Source organism: Dialister sp. CAG:357, assembly GCF_000435155.1.
GTDB classification, from domain to species: Bacteria; Bacillota; Negativicutes; order Veillonellales; family Dialisteraceae; genus Dialister; species Dialister hominis.
Map to the genome: position 1 here is coordinate 1 of NZ_FR896433.1, position 7,777 is coordinate 7,777.

The 7,777-nt window shown below is 49.4% G+C and carries 4 protein-coding genes and 2 pseudogenes; 1 reads left to right on the forward strand and 5 read right to left on the reverse strand.

Annotated features, from left to right (window positions below):
- Positions 1-405: 405 nt before the first annotated feature.
- A pseudogene (locus tag M3200_RS05885) lies at positions 406-611 on the forward strand (UPF0236 family transposase-like protein); the annotation flags it as partial.
- 215 nt (positions 612-826) lie between these two features.
- On the opposite strand, the gene dnaJ reads toward M3200_RS05885, so the two are convergent.
- The 5 genes and pseudogenes from dnaJ to M3200_RS05910 all read right to left on the reverse strand — a co-directional run bounded on the left by dnaJ (position 827) and on the right by M3200_RS05910 (position 7,656).
- Entirely contained in the window at positions 827-2,005 is a 1,179-nt protein-coding gene (gene dnaJ / locus M3200_RS05890; protein ID WP_022382616.1) for a molecular chaperone DnaJ, read from the reverse strand.
- A gap of 22 nt (positions 2,006-2,027) precedes the next feature.
- Positions 2,028-3,902 carry a molecular chaperone DnaK gene (gene dnaK / locus M3200_RS05895; RefSeq protein WP_022382617.1) on the reverse strand — a complete coding sequence of 625 codons (1,875 nt, stop codon included), beginning with the start codon at positions 3,900-3,902 and terminating at the stop codon, positions 2,028-2,030.
- 60 nt (positions 3,903-3,962) lie between these two features.
- A complete protein-coding gene (gene grpE / locus M3200_RS05900; protein ID WP_022382618.1) occupies positions 3,963-4,631 on the reverse strand; it encodes a nucleotide exchange factor GrpE in 669 nt (222 codons plus the stop codon).
- 19 nt (positions 4,632-4,650) lie between these two features.
- Complete coding sequence (hrcA, locus tag M3200_RS05905) at positions 4,651-5,715, reverse strand: heat-inducible transcriptional repressor HrcA (protein WP_108850905.1); 1,065 nt, start codon at positions 5,713-5,715, stop codon at positions 4,651-4,653.
- A 459-nt stretch (positions 5,716-6,174) separates the two neighbouring features.
- Positions 6,175-7,656: pseudogene (locus tag M3200_RS05910) on the reverse strand (DASS family sodium-coupled anion symporter).
- Between the last annotated feature and the right edge of the window lie 121 nt (positions 7,657-7,777).

Consider the following 7,777-nt stretch of genomic DNA (forward strand, 5'->3'; position numbering starts at 1 on the left):
TTTTAAGTGTTCAACTTAATTATACAATCCGCCTCCAAAAACGGTGTCAACATATTGCTGGAATTTTTTGAATGAGAAGAAGGGCCCCGGTATAAATGCTACATAATATGCTGATAACCACCATTTTTTATGAGTCGCATCCATTCACCTGGCTGGGTCAAGGCTTCATGGATACCCTCCCAGTTTGCCATTAAGTACTGATAGCCGTCCCGGATAGCTTTTTCCCATTGTGGATTCTTCCTCAGTTTTCACTGTACTTCTTTTACGAAAGCTGCGTGGTCATTCACTCTCAGCGCATCATACAAGGCCGTACTTATGCCCTTGCCCGCAATCTTGCTTAGTGTAAAATTTTACCCGGCAGGGGAATTTTTCCAGAAGCAGTAAAATAGGAAAGCCTCCCCTTGATCTGATGACTCTATTGAGTCTGAAAGGAAGTTATCTCATTGGCTCGAAGAAATGAACTGTCAGCTTATAGCTATGGCTCTGGAGCGTATTGACGCAGAGCTGTATCAGATTTACAAGTTACAGGGTGGCGTGTGGCACGCCGGGACTCCCGGACGATTTACTGCTGCTATGGAGAGATGACCTATACCAGAAGACTTCTAAATGAGAAACTATAGGCCAAGATGCCTGGAGGGGCAAATAGGCGTATATGGAGCTTCTTCTTCCCCAATGGGGAGACTTGCCAGAGCTATACAGGAATACGGATTCAATCGAAGCCACGAAGATCGTAATGATCGACAGTCAAATGAATTGCAGAGGAAAGTTTGACACTTGCGAAGAAAGCATAAAAAAATCCCACCGGATAACCGATGGGATTTTTAAATTACTGTTTGAACTTGTCTATGATTTTATCAAGGAAGGAGCTCTTTCCTTTATACTGGGAGCAGTCTTCCCCCATTTCATTGGCAAAGTGAAGGAGTGCATTCTTCTGGTCTTCGTTCAGCCGCTTAGGCACCGTTACATGGACTTCCACATAGAGGTTCCCTTTGCGGGAGGACTGCAGATGAGGCATGCCTTCGCCGGAGATGCGGAACCGGGTGCCTGTCTGGGTACCGGCTGGAACCTTAAGTTCCACTTCCTTGTCCAGGGTCTTCACTTTGATGGTGGAGCCCAAGGCTGCTACGGGATAGGAAATATTGACGGTCTTGTAAAGGTCGTCGCCTTCTCTTTCAAAGTCCGGATCGTCTTCCACATAAATGTAGACATAGAGGTCTCCTTTCAGACCGCCTCTCCTGCCGGGCTCTCCTTCGCCGGCCACCCTCATGCGGACGCCGCTGTCGGCACCGGCAGGGATATTGACTTCAATGGTCTTGGACGCTCTGACAGTACCGCTGCCATGGCATTCCTTGCACTTGTTTTTGATAATCTTCCCTGTGCCGCCGCACTGCTGACAGGTGACGATATTCACCATCTGTCCGAAGGGGCCGTTCCTGACGATCCTCTGCTGACCGGTACCGTGGCAGTCCGGGCATTCATCGATCTGGGATCCGGGTTCTGCTCCGGAACCATGACAATGATCGCAGGTTTTATTCTTCGGTATGGAGAATTTCTTCTTCACGCCTGTGAATGCTTCCCTGAGTGTAATCCTTAAGTCATAACGAAGATCAGCGCCTTGTTCCGGTCCGTTTGGCTGGCGGCGGCTTCCGCCGGTGAACATATCAAAGATGTCACCCATGTCAAAACCGCCGAAGTCAAATCCCTGCCCGTTGAAACCGCCCTGTCCGAATCCACCGAATCCGCCGTATCCGGCTCCGCCGCCCTGGGACGCCTGCTGGAAAGCATCCGGTCCCATCTGGTCATACTGAGCCCTCTTGTCGGCATCGGAGAGGACATGGTAAGCCTCATTGACTTCCTTGAACTTCTCCTCTGCCTCTTTGGGATTATCCTTATTCAGGTCAGGATGATACTTACGTGCAAGTTTTCTGTATGCCCTTTTTATATCGTCTTCCGAGGCGCTTTTGCTTACGCCAAGGATATCATAGTAATCCTTGCTGTTTGCCATAAAGAATCCACACTATTCCTTATTATTTCTTATCATCGTCATCGACGACTTTATAATCTGCATCGACTACATTGTCTTTGTCCTGTTTTCCAGCGGACTGCTGCTGTGCGCCCTGCTGGCCGGCAGCCTGCTGCTGTGCCTGCTGAGCCTGCTGTGCCTGCTTGTACAGGTTTTCGGTCAGTTCATGCAGCGGTTTTGTCAGAGCATCTGCATCAGCTTTGATCTTTTCAGTGTCGTCGCCCTTAAGGGTTTCCTTAAGTTTTGCAACAGCATCATTGATTTCCTTGACCTTAGCCGGATCTGCCTTGTCGCCAAGATCCTTGACGGTCTTTTCAGCCTGATAAATCAGAGCTTCTGCATTGTTCTTTGCAGTGATAGCTTCCTTGCGTTTCTGGTCTTCTGCTTCATGAGCCTTGGCATCATCCTGCATCTTCTGGATTTCTTCATCGGAAAGGCCTGTGGAAGAAGTAATATCGATCTTCTGTTCCTTGCCTGTGCCAAGATCCTTAGCGGATACGTGAACAATGCCGTTGGCATCGATATCAAATGTTACCTGGATCTGCGGTACTCCGCGCGGAGCCGGAGGAATGTCGCTCAGTTCGAAGCGGCCGAGTGTCTTGTTGTCGGCAGCCATCGGTCTTTCACCCTGAAGAACATGGATGTCAACAGAAGGCTGGTTGTCAGCTGCTGTGGAGAATACCTGGGACTTGGAAGTCGGGATGGTGGTATTTCTCTTGATCATGGTTGTGAATACGCCGCCCAGGGTTTCAATACCCAGGGAAAGCGGGGTAACGTCGAGGAGGAGAACGTCCTTGACTTCGCCTTTGAGTACGCCGGCCTGAATAGCTGCGCCGACTGCAACGGATTCATCCGGGTTGACTCCCTTGGATGGTTCCTTGCCGAACTTGTTGCGGATCAGTGTCTGTACTGCCGGGATACGGGAAGAACCGCCGACGAGGAGAACCTTATCAATATCGGAAACGGTAACGCCTGCATCTCTCATAGCCAGATCAATCGGTTCGACAGTAGCCTGAACGAGGTCGTCAGTGATCTTGTCGAATTCAGCACGGGTCAGTGTTGCATCGAAGTGTACCGGCTGTCCATTGGAATCCATGGTAATGAATGGAAGGTTGATATCGGTGGACATAACGCTGGAAAGTTCGATCTTTGCCTTTTCGCCGGCTTCCTTCAGTCTCTGGTTTGTCATCGGGTCACGCTTCAGTTCAAAGCCGTTCTGTGCCTTGAATTTATCAGCAATCCAGTCCATGACACGGTTATCGAAGTCATCGCCGCCCAGATGGCCGTTGCCGTTGGAAGCTCTTACTTCGAATACGCCGTCAGCCAGATCGAGGATGGATACATCGAATGTGCCGCCGCCCAGATCATAAACGAGGAAGCGGTGTTCCTTGCCGTCTTTGATCTTGTCAAGGCCGTAAGCCAGAGAGGATGCGGTCGGTTCGTTGATGATACGGAGGACATTCAGTCCTGCAATCTTGCCTGCGTCCTTGGTTGCCTGACGCTGAGCATCTGTGAAGTATGCCGGGCAGGTAATAACTGCATCGGTTACCTTTTCACCGAGGTATGCTTCTGCATCGACCTTCAGCTTCTGAAGGATCATAGCGGAAATTTCCTGTGGTGTGTATTTCTTGCCGTCGATATCAACGGTGTAATCACTGCCCATATGACGTTTGATGGAAACGATGGTACGGGACGGGTTGGATACAGCCTGGCGCTTAGCCAGCTGGCCGACGAGTCTTTCGCCGGTCTTGGAGAAGCCGACAACGGATGGTGTCAGACGGGAACCTTCCGCATTCGGAATAACGACAGGTTCGCCGCCTTCCATAACTGCGACTACAGAGTTGGTAGTACCTAAATCAATACCGATTACTTTTGACATTTAAAATGTCCCCTTTCTTATATTCTTTAACAGGTCTTAATTTCTATGTTAGTGCCAAAATCAGTTGTTGTGGACAACCTGGACTTTGGCAGGACGCAGAACCGTATCTTTATACATGTATCCCTTCTGGAATACTGCCAGAACAGTTTCATCTTCCTTGTCATTGGATTCTACCATCATGACCGCTTCATGGAAATGAGGGTCAAATTTCTGGCCGGCAGCTTCGATTTCGCTGATTCCATAATCCGTCATGATCTTGACCAGCTGTTTCTGCAGCAGTTCAAATCCCTGAATGTACGCTTCACCCGATTCATCCTTTTTCATATGAGCCAGGGCCAGCTCAAAATTATCTAAAACAGGAAGAAAACTCTTCAGTGTTTCTGCCTTGTAAATATCAGCAGCCTTCGCATCATTTTCTCTGGTGCGGCGGCGGAAGTTATCAAAGTCTGCCTGAAGTCTCATATAATCATTGAGATCCTTCTTCGTCTGCTCCTCCAGCTTTTCAGCGGCTTCCTTGGCTTTTGCTTCAGCAACGGCAGCCTGCTTTGTCAGGAATTCGACCTGCTTCTTCAGATCCTCAGCCGTCGGTTCCTCTATCGTTTCAGCCTTTTCTTCTGCCGGAGCATCTTCTGGTTTTTTCTTTCTTCCAAAAGCCTCAGCTACCTTTTCAGCAGCCTTGGCAGCAGCGCCTGCTGCGCCCCCGGTCTTTTCCTTCTCGTTTTCCTTCATCCGGAAACCTCCTAATCACCTAATCATTCTTCTTCAATAAAGTATCCAGTCTCTGCTGCATGAACCGCATCATTCCGATGATCCTGCTGTACTGCATCCTCGTAGGCCCCAGGACGGCGACTGAGCCGATAATGCGGCCGCCCGAGGAAAACTGCGCGCGGACAATGGAAAGGTCCGAAAGGGACTTGACCGGATTCTCCGTGCCGATATGAACAGCGATAGGCTGATCCGACGAGGAAAGGAGCATGCTTTCCAGCATATCCCTCTGCTCCAGGAGATTCAGTATATCCTGCATTTTTTCGACATTCTTGAATTCCGGCTGCTCGATCAGCTGCGATGCGCCTCCGGCATATACTTCCTTAGGAGGCTGAAGCGTTTTCTGCAGCGCTTTGAACACATGCATATAAGGAGTCAGATCCCTCTCCACATCCTTCTGGAAGGAGAGAATGAGCTGCTCATCCGTATTGTCTATTTCTCTGCCGTGCAGGAAATGATTCATCCTGTCTGCCAGCAGCTGCATTTCATCAAGAGAAGAATCTGCCGGAATATCCACCACTGCATTGGATACTTCTCCCTGATTCGTAACGACGAGCATAATAGCGCGCCGCCCATCAAGCGGGAGGAATCTCATGTAATTGAATTTCCTCTTTCCGCCGGCCGAAGTCGCAACGGAAAGCGTATGCGTCAGAGATGCCACCGTTCTTGCAATGTCACGGGAGATTTCATCCTGCTTTGTCACATGTTCTTCCAGGATATGGTTGATCATGGACTTTTCATCATCCGTTACTGGAGAAGGCTGCATCAGCCAGTCTACATAGAAGCGGTATCCCTTGATGGAAGGAATCCTGCCTGCCGATGTATGCGGCTGTTCCAGGTATCCTTCATCTTCCAGGTCCTGCATTTCGTTACGGATCGTAGCGCTGCTGACGCCCAGATTGTACTTGCGGGCAATGGTTCTTGATCCTACAGGCTCGGCTGTTTCCGAGTAATCCTGCACGACGGCCCAGAGTACCTTTCTCTTTCTTTCATTCAGTTCATTTGCGCCATGATTGGCGCCTCTCTTATCATTATTTTTTCCAGCCATTTTTATCACCATTATTAGCACTCTTTAACTTTGAGTGCTAACTTACGTTATTAGAATATCATTCACTCCTGTGAATGTCAAGACTTTTCCCTTATTTTTTCGGAGAAAAACAGGATATCCCCCGCTTTTTTTCCTATCAAAAAAAGAACGCATCTCCGCAGGAAATCCGTCCCTTTTTTATTTTGCTGCATGACTTTTCCATGAAAAAAGACACCCCGCCGGATGTCTCTTTTCAAGGAAGAACCTTCGGCAGGCGCCGCCTCTCCTGCATCTCTTCTGACCCGGGTCGGGTGTGTGGCCGCGGCGAATTTTACCACCTCAAAGATTCCTCTTTACGTTATAATTATAACACTTTCTTGTTATGCTCTCAATATATATTAAATTTTCTATATAAAAAAGAAAGAAGCTGCGGGATCAGCCAATCGTCCCGCAGCTTCTTTTGTTTTACAGGCGCATCAATCAGCCTACATAGCCCAGCCAGTGCCAATAGGTAGCTGAGAAGAGGAGGATCATGCAGTAGGAAATAATGGTAAATGGAATACCAGTCTTAAGGAAGTCCTTGGATGTAATGTATCCGGTACTGTAAGCGATCATGTTCTGTGGTGCATTGACCGGGAGAATATAACCGAAGCAGATGGTGTACTGGAGAATCATGGTCATGCCGAGGACGTCGATGCCCGGTGTCTTGACGCTCTGAAGAACGGCAATGACGATCGGGATCATAGCGGATGCCAAACCTGTCGCACTTGCAAAGCCCAGATGGATAACCGTAAGGAAGAAGGCAAGAATGGCAATGACAACGAGCGGTGTCATCGTTTCCATGCCGAAGAGGGCAACAAAGTGGTTAGCCAGCCAGATAGCTGCGCCGGATTTCAGAAGGGCTGTGCCCAGGGAAATACCTACGCCGAAGAGAGCAACCGTACCCCAGTTGATATGCGGAACAGCATCTTTCCAGCTCATGAAGCCGATGCGCGGAAGCATCATCAGCATGATGCCTGTAATGGTGACTGTTGTCGTATCAAACGGATGAAGTTTCTTTTCTGTAACCCAGAAGAAGAGAAGCAGACAGGAAATGATGAGCAGCTTCTTTTCGTTGACGGATACCGGTCCCATTTCCTTCAGCATTTTCTGAAGAGCTTCCTTGCCGCCAGGCATTTCCTTGATTTCCGGTGGCATGACATGGATCAGGAGCTGATAAAGAATGACAGACATAACTGCTGCATAAGGAGCAGCGGCGATGAACCATTCCAGCCAGCTGATATCCTTGCCGAGAACCTGCTGGATGAATCCGATAGCAACCATGTTCTGTGCTGCTGCTGTCTTGATGCCGATATTCCACAGGCTGTCTGCCTAAGCGACGGCCATCATCAGTACAGCTGCAAACGTGGATCCCTTTTCAAGGCCGAATGCGCGGATGATGCCTACAACAATCGGAACCATGCAGGAAACTCTGGCCGTTGTGGACGGTACGAAGAAACTCAGAATGAAACCAACGAAAATGACGCCGATGACAAGACGGCTGGACTTGACGCCGACATGGGACATAACGACAAGAGCGATACGCTTGTCAAGACCCGTGATCATCATGCCCGCTGACAGAAACATAGCCGCTGCTACCAGTGCCCAGGCTGTAGTCGAGAACCCGGACAACCCCATCTGGAGAGCCTTGCTTGTGCCAAGCAGTGCGCCGTGTTTTGCCGGATCAGGCGCCATGCCGAGCGCAAATGCCATAAACGTTACAATGACAAACGCACTGACCGGATAGGAAACGCCTTCCGTCATCCAAATAATAACCGCAAATACCAGAATTCCGATGAGTCTGTGCCCCTGCGTGGGGAGATCCACCGGAGTCGGGAAGAGGTACACGATAGCCATGGCAATCAATGCCAGTATCAGCCCGTACTTCTTCCCAAAGCTTTCTTTTTTCTCCGACTTATCCATAAGCCGCCTCCTCAAAAACGCAGGCCGCGCGCCGATTCCCCCAAGAATCGCGTCATGCCTGAAAATAAAATGATGCACTCTGCAAAAAGTGTAAAAGCTCCCTATTCTCCGCGTACCGTAG

Bases quoted from the DNA above. Each gene is read 5' to 3' on its own strand.
- dnaJ (WP_022382616.1), bottom strand. From the start codon at position 2,005: ATGGCAAACAGCAAGGATTACTATGATATCCTTGGCGTAAGCAAAAGC.
- dnaK (WP_022382617.1), bottom strand. From the start codon at position 3,902: ATGTCAAAAGTAATCGGTATTGATTTAGGTACTACCAACTCTGTAGTC.
- grpE (WP_022382618.1), bottom strand. From the start codon at position 4,631: ATGAAGGAAAACGAGAAGGAAAAGACCGGGGGCGCAGCAGGCGCTGCT.
- hrcA (WP_108850905.1), bottom strand. From the start codon at position 5,715: ATGGCTGGAAAAAATAATGATAAGAGAGGCGCCAATCATGGCGCAAAT.